The 18,425-nt window shown below is 39.3% G+C and carries 17 protein-coding genes and 2 pseudogenes; 9 read left to right on the forward strand and 10 right to left on the reverse strand.

Annotated elements, in window-relative coordinates; genetic code table 11:
• Positions 1-36: 36 nt before the first annotated feature.
• Both NZD81_RS05580 and NZD81_RS05585 read right to left on the reverse strand, forming a co-directional pair.
• Positions 37-293: pseudogene (locus tag NZD81_RS05580) on the reverse strand (helix-turn-helix domain-containing protein).
• Positions 294-303: 10 nt separating this feature from the next.
• Positions 304-786 (reverse strand): DUF2975 domain-containing protein, encoded by a 483-nt coding sequence (locus NZD81_RS05585; RefSeq protein WP_069149696.1) that lies wholly within the window; start codon positions 784-786, stop codon positions 304-306.
• A 337-nt stretch (positions 787-1,123) separates the two neighbouring features.
• On the opposite strand from NZD81_RS05585, the gene NZD81_RS05590 reads away from it, so the two are divergent.
• Together NZD81_RS05590 and NZD81_RS05595 are read left to right on the forward strand one after the other, a co-directional pair.
• The gene (locus tag NZD81_RS05590; RefSeq protein ID WP_282372279.1) at positions 1,124-2,035 is read left to right on the forward strand and encodes a VanW family protein; all 912 of its coding nucleotides are present in this window, start codon (positions 1,124-1,126) and stop codon (positions 2,033-2,035) included.
• 85 nt (positions 2,036-2,120) lie between these two features.
• A complete protein-coding gene (locus tag NZD81_RS05595) occupies positions 2,121-2,615 on the forward strand; it encodes a hypothetical protein (RefSeq protein WP_282372278.1) in 495 nt (164 codons plus the stop codon).
• A 389-nt stretch (positions 2,616-3,004) separates the two neighbouring features.
• Here NZD81_RS05595 and NZD81_RS05600 read toward each other — a convergent pair.
• Positions 3,005-3,363: pseudogene (locus tag NZD81_RS05600) on the reverse strand (hypothetical protein).
• Positions 3,364-3,708: 345 nt separating this feature from the next.
• On the opposite strand from NZD81_RS05600, the gene NZD81_RS05605 reads away from it, so the two are divergent.
• The 3 genes from NZD81_RS05605 (at position 3,709) to oxdD (ending at position 6,422) form a co-directional block, all read left to right on the forward strand.
• Complete coding sequence (locus NZD81_RS05605; RefSeq protein WP_147771981.1) at positions 3,709-4,470, forward strand: GNAT family N-acetyltransferase; 762 nt, start codon at positions 3,709-3,711, stop codon at positions 4,468-4,470.
• Positions 4,471-4,632: 162 nt separating this feature from the next.
• Entirely contained in the window at positions 4,633-5,121 is a 489-nt protein-coding gene (locus NZD81_RS05610) for a DUF4944 domain-containing protein (RefSeq protein WP_172640275.1), read from the forward strand.
• A 122-nt stretch (positions 5,122-5,243) separates the two neighbouring features.
• Positions 5,244-6,422, forward strand: coding sequence for an oxalate decarboxylase (gene oxdD, locus NZD81_RS05615; protein WP_289859695.1), 1,179 nt, complete (start codon positions 5,244-5,246; stop codon positions 6,420-6,422).
• A gap of 499 nt (positions 6,423-6,921) precedes the next feature.
• On the opposite strand, the gene NZD81_RS05620 is transcribed toward oxdD, so the two are convergent.
• Complete coding sequence (locus NZD81_RS05620; RefSeq protein ID WP_014664199.1) at positions 6,922-7,602, reverse strand: SOS response-associated peptidase; 681 nt, start codon at positions 7,600-7,602, stop codon at positions 6,922-6,924.
• 231 nt (positions 7,603-7,833) lie between these two features.
• Positions 7,834-8,871 (reverse strand): polysaccharide lyase family 1 protein, encoded by a 1,038-nt coding sequence (locus NZD81_RS05625; RefSeq protein WP_282372268.1) that lies wholly within the window; start codon positions 8,869-8,871, stop codon positions 7,834-7,836.
• A gap of 172 nt (positions 8,872-9,043) precedes the next feature.
• Here NZD81_RS05625 and NZD81_RS05630 point away from each other — a divergent pair, with 172 nt between their 5' ends.
• Both NZD81_RS05630 and exlX read left to right on the forward strand, forming a co-directional pair.
• Entirely contained in the window at positions 9,044-9,721 is a 678-nt protein-coding gene (locus NZD81_RS05630; protein ID WP_069839340.1) for a YoaK family protein, read from the forward strand.
• Between the two features lie 270 nt (positions 9,722-9,991).
• A complete protein-coding gene (exlX, locus tag NZD81_RS05635; RefSeq protein WP_282372263.1) occupies positions 9,992-10,690 on the forward strand; it encodes an expansin ExlX in 699 nt (232 codons plus the stop codon).
• 37 nt (positions 10,691-10,727) lie between these two features.
• On the opposite strand, the gene hpaB is transcribed toward exlX, so the two are convergent.
• The gene (gene hpaB / locus NZD81_RS05640; RefSeq protein ID WP_014664194.1) at positions 10,728-12,179 is read right to left on the reverse strand and encodes a 4-hydroxyphenylacetate 3-monooxygenase, oxygenase component; all 1,452 of its coding nucleotides are present in this window, start codon (positions 12,177-12,179) and stop codon (positions 10,728-10,730) included.
• Between the two features lie 326 nt (positions 12,180-12,505).
• Here hpaB and NZD81_RS05645 point away from each other — a divergent pair, with 326 nt between their 5' ends.
• Entirely contained in the window at positions 12,506-14,191 is a 1,686-nt protein-coding gene (locus NZD81_RS05645; RefSeq protein WP_282372258.1) for a methyl-accepting chemotaxis protein, read from the forward strand.
• A gap of 114 nt (positions 14,192-14,305) precedes the next feature.
• Here NZD81_RS05645 and NZD81_RS05650 read toward each other — a convergent pair whose 3' ends face one another.
• Positions 14,306-14,599, reverse strand: a complete 294-nt coding sequence (locus NZD81_RS05650) for a YozQ family protein (protein WP_282372256.1) — start codon at positions 14,597-14,599, stop codon at positions 14,306-14,308.
• Between the two features lie 43 nt (positions 14,600-14,642).
• Entirely contained in the window at positions 14,643-14,768 is a 126-nt protein-coding gene (locus NZD81_RS05655; protein WP_014664191.1) for a hypothetical protein, read from the reverse strand.
• A 274-nt stretch (positions 14,769-15,042) separates the two neighbouring features.
• Here NZD81_RS05655 and NZD81_RS05660 point away from each other — a divergent pair, with 274 nt between their 5' ends.
• A complete protein-coding gene (locus NZD81_RS05660; protein WP_282372253.1) occupies positions 15,043-15,447 on the forward strand; it encodes a UPF0715 family protein in 405 nt (134 codons plus the stop codon).
• Positions 15,448-15,844: 397 nt separating this feature from the next.
• On the opposite strand, the gene NZD81_RS05665 is transcribed toward NZD81_RS05660, so the two are convergent.
• Together NZD81_RS05665 and NZD81_RS05670 are read right to left on the reverse strand one after the other, a co-directional pair.
• Positions 15,845-16,138: a hypothetical protein gene (locus NZD81_RS05665; RefSeq protein ID WP_014664187.1), complete on the reverse strand. Its 294-nt coding sequence runs from the start codon at positions 16,136-16,138 to the stop codon at positions 15,845-15,847.
• Positions 16,139-16,241: 103 nt separating this feature from the next.
• Complete coding sequence (locus NZD81_RS05670; protein WP_282372249.1) at positions 16,242-18,284, reverse strand: molybdopterin oxidoreductase family protein; 2,043 nt, start codon at positions 18,282-18,284, stop codon at positions 16,242-16,244.
• Positions 18,285-18,425 lie beyond the last annotated feature (141 nt).

The following is an 18,425-nucleotide window of genomic DNA, read 5'->3' on the forward strand; positions in this document are numbered from 1 at the left end:
TATAAGGTTATGTCCATAGGCTCACCGCCAATCACTTTATTTTTCTGTTGATGCCACATATTTGCTTTTTACGACTCCTTTGTGTCTTCATCACTTCGGTATTCCAATATATCTCCGGGCTGACATTCTAAAGCCTTGCAAATCGCTTCTAAAGTTGATAATCGAATGGCCTTTGCTTTTCCGTTTTTCAATATCGAAAGATTAGCCATGGTGATGCCAACTCTCTCCGAAAGCTCTGTTACGCTCATTTTTCTTTTAGCAAGCATCACATCAATGTTAATAATAATTGCCATAGTCATCACCTCAGACCGTTAAGTCATTTTCTGATTTTATATCAATCGCTTCTTTTAATAGTTTTTGCAGAACAGCAGCAAAGACCGCAATGACCATTGAAGCAAAAATAATAACCAATCCGATGACTATGATACCCGGGGCGTCGTCTATATCGGCTATCAGATAAAAGACAGGCATACCTGCTGCATAAAAGATACTGATAGTGACCGCACAGTATTTTATATTCTTCAAAGCCCTTACTGACAATCCCGAGAAAGCTTTATTCTTGTCAATATAGCTTAAAAGTTTGAACGCTTGATAAAGAGCAAAGTAAAAAGGAATCGCCGTTACATACAAATAGATGAAAACGAGATATTTCATATAAACGATATTTGGAAGTAATTCTGCTGAATAGTTGGCTATCTTAGGCACTAAAAAAATGCATAAAGCAAGAATTGGAATTCCAATAAAAATAACAGCTATTTTTAAAAAGAGTGTTGACATTCGATTCATAACGCACCTCATTTGTTTGTTGTCTATTTGAATGTAACAAAAAATTTATCGTTTCTCAATAAAAAAATATTGAAATGGACTAATTTGTTGTTGTTATGGGAAACCCTTTTTCATTTTTTGAGCAAGACAAAAAAGCATCCCACATCACTGAGATGCTCTGCTATTTTAAACTTGGCGAGTGAATGAACCGTGTACTTCAGTGGGCTCAAGGGATCGGTGTGAACAATTAAAGTGATAGCTCTTTTATGAACATCTAAAGATTCAAACAAACGATGGGAAGAAATACATCAAAGGAGAAGCTGCTGTTCATACTAATGATCGGGAGGTAAAGCAACTTATGATACAAATTTTGATCACTGGTCTTTTTTTATTGGCTCAGCCGAGTGGGCCGGATGACAGTTTAACGGTTACACAGCAAGGACGGACAATTGCCACTGTTCACCGTGAAGACTTTACAATGCCTCTTCCCGGCACTCCAATGATCGACGATGAAAAATACAGTAAATTTATCAAACAGCTTGATCAGAAAGTGTACCGGGAGCCGATAAACGCTGTCCTTAACGATCATGGAAGCATCGCCCCGGGCAGGGTTGGCTACAAACTGTATCAACAGGCTTTTAAGGAAAAGTTTTATGCGTATTTTTATGGCCAAGGCCCCTCCAAGGTAGAAGTGCCGGAAATGAACATTTATCCGAAGGTTGACAGCGAGCTGCTTTCTCACATCAGTACGCAGCGGCTTGGTCAGTACGTGACTTATTTTAATTCAAGCAATAAAAGCCGCTCACACAATATTTATCTTTCTGCAAAAGCCATTGACAATCACGTTGTTTTCCCTAATGAGACGTTTTCGTTTAACCAAGTTGTAGGCATGAGAACTCGGAACAAAGGGTATAAAAGTGCCCCCATTATTGTAAAAGGGGAGTTGTCTGAAGGTATAGGAGGCGGAATTTGCCAGGTGTCCTCAACACTTTTCAATGCAGTCGACCAGGCAGGGCTGCAGGTCGTTCAGCGCTATTCTCATACTAGAAGCGTGCCATACGTTCCACCCGGACGGGATGCTACGGTCAGTTGGGGAGGCCCTGATTTTCGTTTTCAAAACCAATATAACCAGCCAATCTTAATTCGGGCAAAAAGGTATGGGGGAAGTATGATTGTTACGCTATACTCTTCTGATGTGATCAACAACAAGTTGAGAAAAATCCCAAAAGCTCCATCTCGGATACCGAAAGAAATAAATGCTGAGCAGTAAATACACAACCGTAGTTAAGGCTATGGCTTAAGAGAGCTCAATTTTTTAAGGGATCGCCAGTGAAAAGAAAGGAGGGACAAATGAAATGAAAAGGGTATTCTTTTCCGTATGTGCGGTAATAGTAGTTGGATTTGCTTTTTGCCAATCAAAAGCGCACGCTCTGACTTTTACGGTGTTGCCTATTACACAAAAAACAGACCAGTGGTCAGTAAAAGTAAGTGAAGCAAAAAATGCAAAAGAATTTGCGGAATCTCAAAAAGGAGAATATCAAGTATATTCCTTGGAAGTCAAAAATGTAGGAGAAAAAGCAGCTGCTGTAGATGTGCAATTGTATAGAAATGATCCTGATTCAATCACACGGTTTTCGCTTTTTGGATGCCCTGATGAAAACTGTGACAAACCAGAAGATCATAAAATGTTAGCTAAAAGTTTAAACGATGGCTCACCGCTGAAGTTCAATCATTTTATGCTGGCAGATAAGGCCTCCGAATTAGAGGTTGTCATTATTTGGACGCAAAAGGGACAAGAAGGGAGAAATTTAAAACAGACCTTTAAATTCACTGAGGATGGCGTTAATTAGGCAAAAAACTTGTCAGTCATCGATATGAAAAGTCATATCTCTTAGATAGATAAGATTAACCAGCATTGAGCATACCGCAGAGAAAGGGGAGAGGAATACGAATATGGTGTGGTTTTGATGATGAAGCCAGTACAATGCCAGAGAAAAAAATGACAGTTGGAAAGCCAATTACAGATGAGTTAACTGCAAAGTGACTGCAATTTATCACTATAGTGAAGAACCAGAAGAGGCTCCGATCGAAGTGAAATGTTTGTTGATGATCATAAAGTCATTGGATACGAATAGAGAATGCGTGGAAATAAACAAGCGATTGAATCACCGCTGCGCATTTTAGCTTGAAATGTATGGACAAAGAGTGTTATCCCTTTGAAAAACAAAAAACACCCCACTTAATCATTAAAGCCGGTCATTTCAAAATTTTCTATGTCAAGATTTAAGTTTTTTAATTGTTCCAGCAAAACGTCGAATTTAAGCAACCACCATTTTTCAATTCTTCTGGAATATCTTCCGGATGAGCAATTTCCATCCCGCTCTCAATCCATTGTTTGCGATACAATTGAAATGAAGCCTCAATTAAATGATCAGGAGTTACAATAAAACCTAATCTCACATCATGATCCTCACTGTAGCCAAATTCAAAGCCGCAACATGGACAAATGTCAAACGTTTTTTGATATTCTCCTTTATACAAAGGATTTTGAAGTAATCCTTTGTATCCACAAATTAAACAAGAATATAATTTTCCCACTAAGTTTAATCCCTCCTTTAACTGTTATTTACTTTTGCTGCGCCCGTAACAAATATTACTTCAAAGAAACTTCGTGTACTGTATTTATAGCATAATACCCGCTAATTGTATTGTTTTTTTCCATTACGTATTGTTCTGAGTTTATTTAGCTTCTATTAAAGCAAGAGGAGTGCATCTAATCCTTGAAGATGAACACACTTGCAAGAGGAATCAAGCTAAAATCTCAATATAAGAAGGGTTTTTTAATTAATTGGCAAAATGGAAGATAAGAAAAAGTATTTGAGTTGGGACGGGTAAAATGAGTTGAATTCCAAGTAATTGTGTTAAAGGAGGAGAAAAGAGGAGATGCGCTACATTGAAATCACAAAGGACAATATTGAAGACAATCATATTTGCTGCGCATTAGGCGCGAAACAATATGAGCATGCAGTTCATGAAAAGAAGAGATGGCTCAAAGCTCGAATGGATGAAGGATTGGTGTTCTATCGCTTACATGAACGGGCAAAAGTCTTTATTGAATATCTACCTGCGAATGAGGCATGGGTGCCTATCAATGCGCCTAATTTTATGTATATTAATTGTTTGTGGGTATCTGGCACATATAAAAATAACGGCCATGCGAAACGATTGTTGGACAAATGTATAGCAGATGCGAAAGTCCGCGGCATGGATGGCATTATCCATATCGCAGGCAAGAAAAAACGTCCCTATTTAAGTGATAAGCGTTTCTTTGAGCATATGGGGTTTACTCTACAAGATGAAGCTGACCCTTATTTTCAATTAATGGCTTTAACTTGGAATGGCCTTGCAGCTTCTCCTGCATTTAAGGACCAGGTGAAAAGTGATTCCGTCAATGAAAAGGGGATTACCATATACTATACAGCTCAGTGCCCGTTTGCAGTGGGCATGATAAATGATTTGCGGGAATTGACTGAAAAGAAAGGGGTTCAATTTCAGTCAATTCATTTATCTTCAAAAGAAGAGGCACAAAAGTCACCAGCTATTTGGACAACTTTTAGCGTTTTTTTTGATGGGAGATTTGTGACTCATGAGATTATGAGTGTAAATAAATTTGAAAAGTTACTTAATAAACTCTTGTTAGCTTGATTTTTAAAAATATAAGCCCATTCTAAAACTATGTAAGGCGTGATATACGTTTAAATTTTGTCTCTGAAAGAGCTTTAATTTAAATTCGAAGTTTTTTATTTTCTTTTCAGTAACATTTTGATCATGTTTTCCTACTAAAGAATCAGGAAAGTGGGGAAAAACATGATAAAAAAGAACAACTTTAAGAAATGGCTATTGATCATTGCTGGATTCTTGATCATCTGCGTCATCGCATTATTTGTAATGGTGATAGGAAACAAAGTGAAATATGAGGGCAGCGGGAAAAGCGGACTGTGGATGTCTAACCTTGAAAAATCAGACAAAACTTCAATTGGACCTAATTACTTTCTGAATTTGTATTGGCAGGGGAGTAAGAAAGATGAGAAAAGAACTGTTGTTGAAAGAATTACTCTTTATGTAGATGGCGAAAAATATCAAGATGATCACATAGATGAGTACGACTTATCAGAATACACAGGTGAAGAAATGCCAGGTGGGGGACGTATGGAGGACCATATCGCCACCTTTGATTATATGCCTGAAGATGAAGTGATAGGACATGATGTATTAGTGAAGGTAGAGTGGAAGACAGGCCAGAAAAAACAGACAGAAGAAATCAAATTACATGAGAAGCCATGGTATAAAAAATAGCTTATTTGATGTATTTGTGATCACATTTGTGGTCACTTTTTTATTTGCGGATTCCTAGGCACAGCAATCTAAGACTCTGCATAGGCTGAAATAAAATCTTGTTCATTTCTAAAACGAGGTGCATGCTGTTGGAACAACAACCAATCAATCATGAAGACAGAAACGTGCCGCAGCCTATTCGAAGTGATGGAGCAGGAGCTATCGATGCAGGCCCGCGAAATATGATGCGAGATATTCAAAATCCGAATATACTTGTTCCGCCCGTTACAGATGAAGGTATGATTCCTAACTTGAGATTTTCATTTTCAGACGCTCCCATGAAATTAGATCATGGCGGCTGGTCAAGAGAAATCACCGTCAGACAGCTTCCGATTTCGACTGCGATTGCAGGGGTAAACATGAGCTTAACTGCGGGAGGTGTCCGCGAGCTTCATTGGCATAAGCAAGCGGAGTGGGCTTATATGCTTTTGGGACGGGCACGTATCACCGCTGTTGACCAAGACGGACGAAATTTCATTGCTGATGTTGGCCCCGGCGACCTTTGGTACTTCCCGGCAGGAATTCCGCATTCCATACAGGGATTAGAACACTGCGAATTTCTGCTCGTTTTCGATGATGGAAACTTTTCTGAGTTTTCAACGTTAACCATTTCTGATTGGCTTGCACACACCCCAAAAGATGTTCTCTCTGCGAATTTTGGTGTGCCGGAGAATGCTTTCAACTCTCTTCCTTCAGAGCAAGTCTATATCTACCAAGGGAATGTGCCGGGATCAGTCGAAAGTGAAGACATTCAGTCACCATATGGAAAAGTACCCATGACCTTTAAACACGAGTTGCTAAATCAACCCCCAATTCAAATGCCAGGGGGGAGCGTACGAATTGTGGATTCTTCTAACTTCCCGATTTCAAAAACGATAGCCGCTGCACTTGTTCAGATTGAGCCTGGCGCGATGAGAGAGCTTCATTGGCACCCTAATAGCGATGAGTGGCAGTATTATCTAACAGGGCAGGGACGCATGACAGTATTTATCGGGAATGGGACTGCCCGCACATTTGACTATAGAGCAGGTGACGTTGGATACGTGCCTTCTAATGCTGGACACTATATACAAAACACTGGTACAGAAACCTTATGGTTTTTAGAAATGTTCAAAAGTGACCGCTATGCAGATGTGTCACTCAATCAATGGATGGCATTGACCCCTAAAGAATTAGTGCACAGCAACTTAAATGCTGGATCAGTCATGCTTGATTCTCTGCGTAAGAAGAAAGTGCCTGTTGTAAAATATCCAGGCACGTAAAGACTGAACCGATCACACAGTGGTCTTAAAGTAACTAGAGCTGGGTGTCGGCCTGCGTTTTTATTTAATCCCTATGTATGCGTTATGTAGGGGTTTTCTGCTTGAATCGTATTGTAATGAGCTTTAAACTGTTTAGGTATTACACTGGATAGACAAAGAAAGAAGACCTTAATGTAAGATAAAAAAATTTAATTCTTAGGAGGAAAGGATATGGATTTACCTATATGGGCGTATATCATATTTGCAATCACAGGTGCGGCAGGTTTTATCAGTTTAATGTGGTTCAGTTTTTTTGCTGACAAAATTGAAAAGTGAAATTTTATAAGCAATGTAAATTCTTTTTACATCATTGGATTAACATTAAGTTTACATAATGATATTATTTGAAACTGAAAAAGAATAACTAATTGATCTGTGTACTAAATATTCATTGAAACAAAAATAGATTGGCCCTAAGGAACAAAGCCATTTTGCAAGTTCTTACTATAGAGCGCAATCACTACAGACTCTGTACATCAAGAAGCTCAGATGAATTATTTTTAGGTGAGTTTACTAATGATGAAACCCGGTATGCTTCCATGTCATCAGCTTCATAAGGCACAAGCAAGCTTTGCAGATATTCAGGGTTTGTATTGTGAGGATTTAGCCATTCCTTTTCAAAATCACGGGCCAATATAACCGGCATCCGGTCGTGTATATCTTTCATGAGCTCATTAGGCTCAGTTGTTATGATGGTGCAGGTATAAAGAGGGTCTCCTTGATGTGTGTTCCACTTTTCATATAAGCCAGCAAACGCAAAAAGAGCAGATGATTTCAATTTGATCCGCAATGGGATTTTGGTTTTGGAATCAAACCGTTTCCATTCATAAAAACTGTCGGCAGGGATGATGCAGCGTTTGCTGACAAGCGGTCTTTTAAAAGCCGGTTTCTCGGTTATTGTTTCGGCTCGAGCATTGATCATTTTATAACCGATCTTTTCATCTTTTGCCCAAGGAGGAATAAGCCCCCATCTAAGCTTTCCTAAGCGATTATTTGATCCATCATTGATGATCGCAAGAATGTTTTGTGATGGTGCGATATTATAGCTCGGCTGGTATTCATCTTTAGGAAAAAATTGATCGATGTCAAACTGGTCAATAATATCATCAAATGCAGAGAATAAAGTAAACCTGCCGCACATGTCCATCATCCTTTTTAGGGGTTTTTGAATAGTGTGTGGGACGAACGTTCATTTCATACAGGACCAGACAATGATTTCTTTTTACTTGCGATAAACTGGTATAATAAGAAAGACAGTAAAGAAGTTATTTTGAAAAAGAAATAATGCTTTTTGGTTTGACCAAGGATCGTTTAAAAATCGCGTTTAAGAACAAAAAGAGGCACGGCGTTTTTTACGCAGGCCTCTTTTATATCAGTAGCCAAATACCAGAGTTGTACTTTGTGATCCGGCATATTTCGTGACAAATTCTTTTGTATACTCCGGTGTTTGAACGCGATAACTGTAATTTGTCCCCGGATTCCATGAAGTCAAAGGGGAGGTTTGCTTGTTGAGTGAAGGGTAGCTGCCTATATCCTTGAAATAACCGGTGCCCTTGTCGTCAAGGATTCCGCCTTTTTCACTGCCTTTCCCAAAGTAATTATATTCGGAATATATTTTTGCTTTTGTGGCAATCGTAATCGCCTGGTTAAAATTGTTGCTGTAATTGTTTTTAACATGAAAGTATCCGTATCTCATCAGACCCGGGCCTCTAACATACAGGTTCTCAAAATAATTATTTGCGATTGTCATGTGCGGGTAGCCGTCATATTGATGCTGAGAATCATCTGGGTATCCTAAAATCAAACCGTATTTATGATTCGCAAATTTTGAGTTGCTGATCGTGATATAATCTGCTGATTTACCGATATACAGGAGTTTGTCCAAATCACTCCCGCTTGCACTATAGCTGTGGCCTGAGAATGTGACGTGATCTATCCAATAGTTCATGCCGGAGTCTAAATAAAGCTGGATATCATTATTTCCGTTAATCTGCGGACTGTGTTCAAACGTTAAATTTTGAAAAATGACATTTCCAGAAGCTGAAGAAGTTGTTAAATAAATATTTTTCAGCGTTTTTTTCGCGTAAGAGCCCACGAGTGTTTTATTTGAGCCAACGGTAACTGTTGTTTTCGCAGATGCGGAAAGATCATTTTGGAGCACTAAAATTTTTGGTGTGGATCCTCCTAGATGGGTTTTTAAATCATTTACGCTTTGAATGTAAACAATCTGCCCGTTTTTCCCACCCGTTGTGCCCGCTTTGGAAATGCCTCTTTCATTTTTAGCATTTCCGGCAAATCCTAAAAGGCCATTTGTCGAGGTATTCGGAAAATCGACTGCGCCTAACGCTTTATTAGGCAAGAGAACCAATAACAAACCAAACACGGCGAACCATAAACAAAATCGTTTCATTACAATATACTTCCTTTCAATTTTAATCATTTCCTTGCGGAGATTATTATTACAGTTAATGGAAAGGAATGATAGGTTCTATCTTCCCAATTAACGCTTGGTTACTTAAAAAATACAGATTGCGCCAAAAGACATACTAACAATTGAAATAGAAGAAAGGATTGATACAACGTTGACTGCAGCCGCTTATCGAAACACCTTGCTATCACTTTTATGTTTAACAGCTGGAATCGTGGATGTAATTGGGTATTTAAGCTTGGGACATGTGTTCACAGCTAATATGACTGGAAACATTGTATTATTGGGATTAGCTATCGGCAAATCCCTTCAGGTCACTGTTTTCAATTCCTTAACTGCGCTCATTGGATTTATATGCGGCGTGATCATTGCAACACTGATTGTCGGAAAGGCGGAAAATACCCTTTGGCCTGCTGCTGTAACAAAAGCCCTTGCACTTGAAGCATTCATTTTATTTGTCTTTGCTTGTCTTTCTTTTTACCGGGCTTTTGTTCCTGTGCACATTCTGATTATACTCATGAGCATTTCCATGGGGATTCAAACGATAGCAGCCAAAAAACTGGGGATCGCAGGTATTTCTTCAACTGTATTGACCGGAACACTCGCTTCTCTATTAGAAGATATATCCGGCCGTTTGTTTTTTAAGAAGCAAAAGAAGACTTTCTTAAGAGATACTGTGTTAAGAGCACTGGCTATTATTTTATATTGTGTGGGAGCTATTATTGTTGCTCTGAGTGAACCTAATTTTAACCGCTTCATTATTTGGGTTCCGATTGTGCTGATCTTTGGCATTATGATGACAGCTAAGTTGAAACTAAGCGGGGAAAAATAGCTTTTCCTGCATAGCTGTTATCAGGCCAACAGGCTGTCTCATTTTTTGATGGTTATGTGAATTTTGTGAGGTGAAAATAAGAAATTCGGCTGATGTGCACATTCGTTCATTCGAATTGCTTTTTTCATAAGTACGCTTCATTAGATATATGAATGATAGTGAATTCGCCTTAAAATCAACTATGAATCTATTTCCTCTTTCAAACCAGTTGGATTGAGTCTTATAATGATAATGATTCTCATTTGAAGTCTGGTTTGAGGAGGACCAAGTATGAAAAAGATCATGAGTGCATTTGTTGGTATGGTTTTATTGACGATCCTCTGTTTTTCCTCGCAAGCTTCGGCAGCATATGACGACCTGCATGAAGGATATGCAACGTATACAGGGTCAGGTTATTCAGGAGGAGCTTTCCTGTTGGATCCCATTCCTTCCGATATGGAGATTACTGCAATAAATCCAGCGGATCTCAATTACGGAGGAGTAAAAGCAGCTCTTGCCGGCTCTTATTTGGAAGTTGAAGGGCCAAAAGGGAAAACAATCGTTTATGTTACTGATCTATATCCCGAAGGTGCTCGGGGAGCTCTCGATCTGTCACCTAATGCCTTCCGTAAAATCGGGAATATGAAAGATGGAAAAATCAATATTAAATGGCGTGTTGTCAAAGCTCCAATCACCGGAAATTTCACGTACCGGGTCAAAGAAGGCAGTAGCAGGTGGTGGGCAGCAATTCAAGTCAGAAACCACAGATATCCTGTTATGAAAATGGAATATGAAAAAGATGGCAAGTGGATTAACATGGAAAAAATGGACTATAACCATTTTGTCAGTACGAATTTAGGGACAGGCTCTCTCAAAGTCAGAATAACTGACATTCGCGGGAAAGTCGTGAAAGACACCATTCCAAAGCTGCCTGAAAGCGGAACGTCCAATGCATATACAGTGCCAGGGCATGTACAGTTTCCTAAATAAAAAATACGAAACAGCGGATCTTTTCCCGCTGTTTTTTTCATTGTTCTACATCTGCTTGTAAAAATGCTTTTATGATGTTCAACTGCCCCTGCTTTGGATAGCTGGTATACAGCCTGCTTGAAATCCGAATAGGATCTCCGAAAAAGTATCTTTCGTAATGGGTTTGTCTTGTTCCGAATGAGCTCATTGTTAAATCCCATGCCAATCGGAAAATTTTCACCCGTTCTTCAGCATTTGTATTGGTTGCTTGAAGATATTGGTCAAGATCTTCCCGTATCTCTGAATCAAATGCATTTTCAGTAGGCAGTGTCACCATTCCGCTAGCTCCAATTAATTGTATGATTTCAGTAAATCGAGGATATAGCTTAGGAATAATCGTACTGATGACTTGAAGAGGAATTAAACTAGGGCGCATATAGCCGAATTCATCTAATTGAGCGTCATTTTCCGACTTGTCAATGAGCGCTTTGATTGTTTCCAATCCCACAATGATTTCAGAGAGCTTTTCTTGTATGTGCTGATATTCGGAAACATTAATGGTGTCAACCAGAAGCTGTGCAACGCCTAATAGAAATTCAATTTTTATCATTTGCCTAATGACAACCTGGTGAAAGGTAAAAGCATGAAATGAGCTTTTTGTCATAAATTCTTTAGCTGCTTCCACATTATCGTAAAAAAACACACGATTCCATGGCACTAACACATGATCAAAAACTACAATTGAATCCATCTCTTCATACCTTGAGCTTAAGGGGTGATTAAAGGCAGAGTCGCTTAACACAAATGATTCTCTTGTGATGAATTTGACGCCTTTTGTATTAGAAGGGAGTGAAAAAGCATAAGCTTCATCTGTTTCAAAGAAAAGTTTAGGCGCTGAAAAAACCAATATTTCATCAGTCAACCCGCCTTGTGTTGCAAGCAGACGCGCGCCATGAATGATTAAACCTTTTTCGGTTCTATCAATGACTTTAGCAGATATCGGTTTTTCACTTAGCCCGAAATAGGACTGTGACCGGTTCACTTGCGGGGTAATGAATGTATGGGTAAAAGAAAGGTCATGCTTAGCAGCTTGTTTATACATATCTAGTATATGTTCAGGAAAGCAATTCTCTTTATCTTTTAGAAGCTCTGCTGACGAAGCAAAGCTCATCATAACCGTATTCATGTAATCCGGACTTCTCCCCATCATTCCGTGAGTGTGTCTAGCCCAATGTTCAATCATGTTTCTTCTTTTTTTCAAATCATTCTTGGTCTTAGGCTGGAGATAGGAAAGGCCGATTCGATCATGATCTCCAGGAAGGCAATAAGTCATTTCGTTTATTAACTCATCCTTTGTTTGCAGTTCATAAAGCGAGCTTTTTGTTTTGAGTATTCCTTTAAATGCCGGATGATCAGAAATGTTACCCTTTATTTTTTTGCCATCATACCATATTTCGTTTTCTAGTTTGTTCAATCGGTCAATGAATTCTTTGCCATTGATGATCCCCATTTTAGTGTATCGCTCCTTAAATGTATGCTGCGTATTGTCATTATATTTTCGAGAAAACAGCCTGTTCAGCCAATTTGAGATGGGAAAAGCCTTTTTTAGAAAAACGAATAAGAGTGACTTACATACCGTAAAAGTCTGCAAATTTCATTTAAGGTTTTTCTGCAAGTTCAGAGATGTCAAAACATTTGCTTATTCATGTGAAAACATTACTATAAAACTTGATAACACGTGTCGATATTATGGGCATAAGCGTAAACGAATTGGATTCATACGCTTGAATATATTTTATTTCAGCCATTACTTCGTGGAGAAAGGGAAAACGACACATGAAAGTGAAAACAAAATTGCTGGGGATTATATCAATACTAGTTGTTTCAATCATTGGAATTGGAGGCTCCTCAGTTTTTATGATTTCTTCTATTGTGAAAAAGAATGAAGAACTTAAAGACAAAATGGAATTCCAAAAAGAGATGAAACACATTCAGTATGAATTGACCGGGTTATCAAATGATGAAAGAGGCTTCTTGATTACTGGAGACAAAGAATATGACGAAGGCATGAAGGAAAAATCAGACGATGTCTTAAAGAGCCTTGATCGGGTTTATGACTTGATTGATGAAGAGAAGTATCAATCCAATATTGAAGACATTAAGACAAGTTTTACTCAGTATAGAGCTTTGAATCAGCAAGTATTAACAGCCTACTCTTCAGATCCGAAAAAAGCAGAAACCATCCATTTTGGGGAAGAAAGAACACTAAGAAAAGAAGTCGTAGATCCGGCTGTCAATAAGCTGTCTGATCGCCTGGATCAAGAGGTAGAAGATCTAAAGGATGAAATACGGGGCAATGGGAAAATGAGTCAATGGCTCATCATCACTGTCACAGGAATATCAGTAATATTAGGCATTGTTCTAAGCATAATGCTGTTAAAGTCCATTATGGTGCCACTAAGAAGCATAAATAAGCAGCTAGAAGAAATTGCCCACGGTGAGGCTGATTTAACCAAAAAAGTCATTGTGAAAAATAAAGATGAATTTGGCCAGCTTGCCCAATCTTTTAATGCTTTTACTCATTCATTATCGCAAATTGTGAAGCAAATCAGCAGTTCATCTGAACAAGTCGCCGCTTCCTCCGAAGAATTATCGGCAAGCGCAGAAGAATCAAAATCAACATCTGAACATATTTCCCAATCCATGCAGATGGCTGCAGACAGCAATGTGAAGCAAAGCTCAATGACAGAAAAGAGCGCAGAATCCATCACTGAATTATTAGACAGTATATCATCTGTTGCTTCAAATACAGGGAACATAGCGGATCTTTCTTCTTCGATGAGAGACAAGGCTGAAATAGGATCTAAATCAGTTAACAAGATGTTAGATCAGATGAAATTTATTGATAAATCCGTAGAGTCAGCCGGGAATGGATTACAGGCATTGGTAGCGAGCACAGCAGAAATCAGTGATATTTCCTCGCTTATCACGACAATTTCCGAGCAGACCAATTTGTTGGCCCTAAACGCAGCGATCGAGGCGGCCAGAGCGGGAGAGCAAGGAAAAGGATTTGCTGTGGTGGCTGAAGAAGTTCGGAAATTAGCGGATGAAACAAATAAATCAGCAAACCACATTCAATCGGTGGTAGCGACCATCCAAAACGAATCGATAGAAACGGTAAATAATATTAAGGTTGTTCAAGAAAATGTGACCTCAGGTATTGTTCTTTCTCAAGAAACAACAGGAAATTTCAATGAAATCCTGAACCTGGTGGAACAGGTCACTTCTCAAATACAAGAAGTCGCAGCAGCAACTCAACAGCTTACTTCAGGCGTTGAAGTGATTCAGCACACAGTTCATACATTGGCCGCTGGAACAAAAGAAACGTCAGCAAATACAGAAGCGGTTGCAAAATCATCAGAGGAACAGCTACATTCAATGGAGGAAATCTCCTATGCTGCAGAATCTTTATCTCAGTTGGCGGAAGAGCTTCAATCCGTCATTAACCGTTTTAAATATTAATCAGATTACTAAAGCGCAAAACCCCATCTCATGAGGTGGGGTTTTACTGCCTTTATTGAGATTGTTTCTAAAAACGGAACCGGCTTTTTTCTCAAGCTCGTTCCGTTTGAATGACTAGTCCAAGTTTTGATCGATCGTCCCTTCAAAATAGTCATCGCTGACTTGTTCATGAGTCTCAGCCAATCCTTTTTCTAATTGTGTGGTCCCTTTATAATCTGAGGGCTCAAAGGATTTCCCGGCTACACCCGTTGTGTCATTTATGTTTTCTTTGTTATGAATTTGTGTTTCAGTGTGTACACTTTCTGTCTCAGCATTGCTGCTTACAGATTGCTGAGAATTATATTCCTTGTCTATTGAAGAAAATCTTTTATAATCATCAGGTCTATCGGCTCCGTTTTTTTGAGTCACTTTACTTCCTCCAGATTATTGAAATTTTAATGAGGGCAAGAACTTATTTCGTTCTTTTAGGATCAGAAGAACCATGTTTTTTAGGATCATCTGCTTTAAAAGCGGTCTCAGTCTCATGGTCATTTTTTATTTGTTCAATACTTGAATTTTGAATTCCTTTTTGACTCATAGGTTTCACTCCTTTACGAAAAGTGTTGAAATACAACTCTTTTTATTTTGTCTGTTGATCAGGTATTCATTCGTTTTTTTCATTCGCGATTTGGACAATCAGGAGAGGCATCTCCATGCCAATCGTATTATTTAATAAAAAGCCGGCATTTTTGAAACTTTTTATCATCGCATTGCGTATGGCAGTGGGGGAAGACATCTCGATAAAAGAAATACAAAGGTTGTGAATGTATACTAACAGCACTGTGAATAAATCAAACAAGGGGGGTGAAAAAATGAAAAAAATCGCAGGATATTATCTAATGACATTAGGGCTATCCAGCCTTACGTTTGGTTTGTTTTTCGGGCTATATTCTTTCGTTATGTATGACGATATGATAATTGCATTGTTTACAGCAGCAATTGCTTTATTATACGCTTTTATGATGTATGGCCTTTTTGCTGTTCCGCTGCAAATGATGTTGCAGAAAAAAGCGAGAACATTCAATGTCATGTATTTATTGATTTACAGTGTGATTGCTTTTATCGTAGCTTTCCTGTTATTTTTTATTGGTGAACCTGCGTCAATAGCATGGACATTGCAATCGTATATTTATTATGTGTTAAGTATTACAGCTGCAGTGATTTACTGGTTCTGGGATTCCCTGATCCTTTATAAACGTACAGCTTCGGGCGTATAAAGCAAATCAGAGAAACTGAAGTCGAATATGAAAAAAGTCGGGGATTCATTAAAATTGAGGATATTGCATTTACATTGCTGCGTGAATCTAAAAGTTTTAGGTTTCATAGTTTAAAAAGTAAATTCTCCGCGGATAAAGGCCCAGTATGGAAGGGCATAATGAGAGCACATATTCAATCCGAATAGGTTTTCTAAGTTTTTACGATACATACGTTCATCAAGATGATAACGTCATCAATCAAAGGGAATATAAAATCTATTGTAGTGGAACGGACATTTTGTCCTGTTTGAGGAAAGAAATTGATGGGGTTAATCGTTTTAACATCGCTTATGGCAAAGGGCCAAACCATATAGTTAAACTAAACTGAGGAGAGCATTGCGATCTCCTCAGTTTTTCTTTATTCACCCTGCTGTTTTTCAACTAATGTGAATGTCCATTCTTTTAACATCTGTTTCTGTACATATCTTTTTCCGTTTATTTCGATGTAAGGGATGTCTTTCATATCTCCGGCTAACTGTTTAGCCTCAGCTGTAGTAATTCCTAAAAAATGTCCGATGTAAAAGTGAATATCTCGTTCTTTTATAAGATAGGTATCACTTTTTTCATATGCTTTTGGATGGTTCATTTGCTTTAAGCCTTCACCGATAAAATAGCCAGCCAAAGCAATACCGATTCCTAAAAAAACGTCCATATGCATGCCTCCATTATGTCAATGTTATGATATACGGGCTTGGCATGCTCCGGGTTTCATTAAATTTGAAAGAAAACAGCCAAAACGAATACTGGCTGTTTTTTCAAACCTTTTCAATCTGTACACGGCCTGAAAAAAAGGTGGCGCCGCCTCCCATATCGGACAGCCGGTCTGGGGTTAGCGCGTTTACAAGCTGTTTTTTCCCTTGCTCATCTGCCCATAATCCTTGGCTGACAACGACACCTGGCAGTACTTGTTCTCCGACTGATGCGGTCAGCTCACATTCTCCCCGGCTGTTCCAAACTCGTACAGGAGCCCCATCAACGATTCCATGTTCTTCAGCATCTTTTGTGTTGATAAAGAGCTTTGGCGTCTTTTCGAGCTTGATGTGTTTTTCATTGTTTGAAAACGTTGAGTTTAAGAAATTATGGTTTGGTGCCGGAACATACATAAACGGATGTTCATTATCGGTTACAAGAGGCGTAAATGTCGGTAAAGCCGGGAAACCAGCTTGTCTCATTTGTTCTGAATATAATTCTATTTTTCTGCTTGGCGTTGGAAGTTTGCCAGGAAACAGCGGTTTATTGCGTTTCGCTTTCATAAATGAATGCTTAGTAAGTGAATCGTAATTAATCTCCGCCAAATGCGGATTATCTGGATGGTCAAGCGCTTGGCGGATTAATTCTTCATCTGAATCCTTGAGCTCCTGGTCTGTGAATCCCATTGCTTCAGCCAGTAATCGGAACATCTCAGTATTAGACTTGCTTTCTCCATAGTTCTCAATCACCGGCTGCTGAAGCTGAATGTAATGGTGCCAGTAGGAGGTATAAAAATCAGTGTTCTCAAAAGCGGATGTTGCAGGCAGTACAATGTCCGCATATGCAGCCGTTTCCGTTAAAAACAAATCATGAACCACGGTAAACAAGTCTTCCCGCAGCAAGCCTTGTCTGACTTTGTTTGCTTCCGGCGCGACGACGGCAGGGTTTGTTCCGTAAATAAAAAGAGAGCGGATAGGCGGATCTGTTTCCAAAAGCACCTTGCCAAGCTGATTCATATTAAACGACCTCGGTGTGCGCCCTTTCAATAAGTCGGGCCGCTGCAAGGCATTTGTGTTATATTCTAAAATTCCGCTGTTATGCTTAATTGCGCCGCCCCCTTTATGCAGCCATTGGCCGGTGATCGCCGGAAGACAGGCAATCGTCCTTACAATCATCCCGCCGTTATCGTGATGCTGGATTCCATTTCCGACTCTGATAAAAGAAGGGGAGGTTTTCCCATACATTCTTGCCAGCTGATAAATATTTTCAGTGCTGATCCCGGTGATCATTGATACCTTTTCCGGATTATACTGTTTCACGTGTTCACGGAGCTTGTCGTAGCCAACCGTGTATTCAGACAGGAATGCTTCATCGTGAAGGTTTTCTTTAAATAGAATGTGCATAATGCCAAGAGCAAGTGCGCTGTCAGTTCCCGGCTTTATTGGAATAAACCAATCTGCAAGACGCCCTGTCTGATTTTTATGTACATCGATCACGACAATTTTGGCACCTTTTTTTCGCGCTTTTTGGGCGAGTGTAATTTGGTGCATGTTTGTGCTGACAGCGTTAATTCCCCAAAAAATAAATAGTTTTGTATGAATGGTTTCCTCAGGATCGATTCCCGCGCTTATGCCCATTGTATATTTATAGCCTTCAGATCCCGCTTTGCTGCAAATCGTCCGTTCAAGCTGGCTTGATCCCATGCGGTAAAAAAAGCGGCGGTCCATTCCTTCAGCTGTCAATTTCCCCATATTTCCGTAAAAGCTGTAAGGAAGTATGCTTTCAGCTCCCTCTTCATCAATCAGCTGCTTCCAGCGGGAGGTGATCGTATCAATCGCCTCTTCCCAGGAAATCGGTTCAAATATCGCTTGGCCTTTCGCACCTGTTCGTTTGAGCGGCGTAGTCAGCCGCTTTTCATCATAGATGCGCTCCGTCATGTTTCGGACTTTGTTGCATATGTTTCCAGCTGTGACAGGATGATCGGGATCTCCCTGCACTTTCACGATTTTTCCGTCTTTTTTATGTACTAATAATCCGCACTGATCCGGGCAGTCCAGCGAGCAAACGGATTTAAAAATGCCGTTTTGTTGTGTGGCAAAAGATTTCATGGCCCAGTTCCTCTCTAGTTAGATATTTTGTAAGAATTATAACATTTCGGATGATAACGTCAATTCTGAAAAAAGAGATTGACATCAATCTGAGACTTCTTTATGATAAACGTATTCTTTATTCTGAAAATTACATACTCA

The sequence above is a fragment of the Bacillus sp. B.PNR1 genome, from assembly GCF_030386235.1.
In the GTDB taxonomy this organism is placed as follows: Bacteria; Bacillota; Bacilli; order Bacillales; family Bacillaceae; genus Bacillus; species Bacillus stercoris.

Excerpts from the sequence above, each read along its gene's own strand:
- NZD81_RS05660 (WP_282372253.1), top strand. The coding sequence starts at position 15,043 with ATGAAAAAAATCGCAGGATATTATCTAATGACATTAGGGCTATCCAGC.
- NZD81_RS05595 (WP_282372278.1), top strand. The coding sequence starts at position 2,121 with ATGAAAAGGGTATTCTTTTCCGTATGTGCGGTAATAGTAGTTGGATTT.
- oxdD (WP_289859695.1), top strand. The coding sequence starts at position 5,244 with ATGCTGTTGGAACAACAACCAATCAATCATGAAGACAGAAACGTGCCG.
- NZD81_RS05625 (WP_282372268.1), bottom strand. The coding sequence starts at position 8,871 with ATGAAACGATTTTGTTTATGGTTCGCCGTGTTTGGTTTGTTATTGGTT.
- exlX (WP_282372263.1), top strand. The coding sequence starts at position 9,992 with ATGAAAAAGATCATGAGTGCATTTGTTGGTATGGTTTTATTGACGATC.
- NZD81_RS05610 (WP_172640275.1), top strand. The coding sequence starts at position 4,633 with ATGATAAAAAAGAACAACTTTAAGAAATGGCTATTGATCATTGCTGGA.
- NZD81_RS05645 (WP_282372258.1), top strand. The coding sequence starts at position 12,506 with ATGAAAGTGAAAACAAAATTGCTGGGGATTATATCAATACTAGTTGTT.
- NZD81_RS05605 (WP_147771981.1), top strand. The coding sequence starts at position 3,709 with ATGCGCTACATTGAAATCACAAAGGACAATATTGAAGACAATCATATT.
- NZD81_RS05665 (WP_014664187.1), bottom strand. The coding sequence starts at position 16,138 with ATGGACGTTTTTTTAGGAATCGGTATTGCTTTGGCTGGCTATTTTATC.
- NZD81_RS05655 (WP_014664191.1), bottom strand. The coding sequence starts at position 14,768 with ATGAGTCAAAAAGGAATTCAAAATTCAAGTATTGAACAAATAAAAAAT.
- hpaB (WP_014664194.1), bottom strand. The coding sequence starts at position 12,179 with ATGGGGATCATCAATGGCAAAGAATTCATTGACCGATTGAACAAACTA.
- NZD81_RS05670 (WP_282372249.1), bottom strand. The coding sequence starts at position 18,284 with ATGAAATCTTTTGCCACACAACAAAACGGCATTTTTAAATCCGTTTGC.
- NZD81_RS05590 (WP_282372279.1), top strand. The coding sequence starts at position 1,124 with ATGATACAAATTTTGATCACTGGTCTTTTTTTATTGGCTCAGCCGAGT.
- NZD81_RS05585 (WP_069149696.1), bottom strand. The coding sequence starts at position 786 with ATGAATCGAATGTCAACACTCTTTTTAAAAATAGCTGTTATTTTTATT.
- NZD81_RS05620 (WP_014664199.1), bottom strand. The coding sequence starts at position 7,602 with ATGTGCGGCAGGTTTACTTTATTCTCTGCATTTGATGATATTATTGAC.